Annotated in this window: 2 protein-coding genes; both read right to left on the reverse strand. The window is 46.5% G+C overall.

Translation table 11 applies throughout. From position 1 onward, the window contains the following. Positions 1 to 37: 37 nt before the first annotated feature. Positions 38 to 883 carry an exodeoxyribonuclease III gene (gene xth, locus B7X71_RS17120; protein ID WP_293601624.1) on the reverse strand — a complete coding sequence of 282 codons (846 nt, stop codon included), beginning with the start codon at positions 881 to 883 and terminating at the stop codon, positions 38 to 40. Then, positions 876 to 1298 (reverse strand): helix-turn-helix domain-containing protein (locus B7X71_RS17125; protein WP_293601625.1); only part of this gene is annotated, 423 nt, incomplete at its 5' end. The genes xth and B7X71_RS17125, both read right to left, overlap by 8 nt.

Genomic DNA, 1298 nt, shown 5'->3' on the forward strand with positions numbered 1-1298 from the left:
GTCACGGGGGCCTAGTCACCCAGTGAAGCTAAAAGTTCTAGGCTGAAATCTTTGCAATGACGGGAGCATGATCTGAAGGTTGCTCCCAAGTACGGGGCTCTTTATCGATAATGCTTTCTGTGCATTTATCTTTAAGGGCCTCGCTTAATAGAATGTGATCAATCCGCATTCCAGCACTTCTTCTGAAACCCATCATGCGGTAATCCCACCAGCTAAAGGATTTAGGCGCCTGTTCAAACATCCGATAAGAATCGGTAAGCCCTAGATTGAGTAGCTGCTGAAACGCCTCTCTTTCTGGTGGAGAAACGAGGTTTTGACCAATCCACTTAGAGGGGTCATGTACATCATCATCTGTAGGCGCGATGTTGAAATCCCCTAAAAGTGCTAAGCGACTGTTTTGGGCCAACTCTTCACTTAACCAATTTTCTAAGGCTTTGAGCCAAGCTAATTTGTAGACAAACTTATCGCTATCGGGTGATTGACCATTAGGGAAATAAGCTGATACCAAGCGAATAGGCTGCATTCCTTTAAAGCAAACTGTAGCCGCCAAAATACGCTGCTGTTCATCCGTGTTGCCAGGGATATTTCGGATTGGCTTTAAAAATGTCGTTTCATGATTGCTTGCAATCGAGGCTAATGCGGCTTTACGAACGATGATGGCAACACCGTTATAAGTCTTTTGACCAGCAGCAATACTGAGGTAACCCGCCTCTTCAAGCTCTTGATGTGGATACTTATCATCAGTGAGCTTAAGCTCCTGAAGGCACAGTGCATCAATCGGCTTTTTCACCTTCTCTTGATCCTGCAGCCATTTCAATACATGAGGTAAACGCACCTTCAATGAGTTGACATTCCACGCGGCAATCCTCACAGACTCAGCCATCAATACCAAGCTCCTGTAATTTACGCGTGATCGTATTGCGGCCAATTCCAAGGCGCTGGGCAGCTTCGACGCGTCTTCCGCGAGTTACTTCAAGAGCTGCCTGCAATACTGCTTTTTCAAACTTGGAACACAGGACGTCGTATACCTCTGAGTCTCCATCCTGTAGCATTTTGACTGCCAAACGGCCTAATCCACCCTCCCAGTCCGCTGAGCCAACTCTGCTCGCCACTTGTGCTGCAGGGTTAGATTCACCTTGCAATATGACTGGCTGTTCACCCGCCTCTGCCAAAATATCAGCAGGTAGATCGCTTACTCCAATAACATTAGACGGCGTCATTACTGTGAGCCAATGACAAAGATTTTCTAGTTGGCGCACGTTACCAGGAAATGGCATAACGCTAATTTCTTTTAAGAC

It is taken from the genome of Polynucleobacter sp. 39-46-10 (assembly GCF_002282275.1).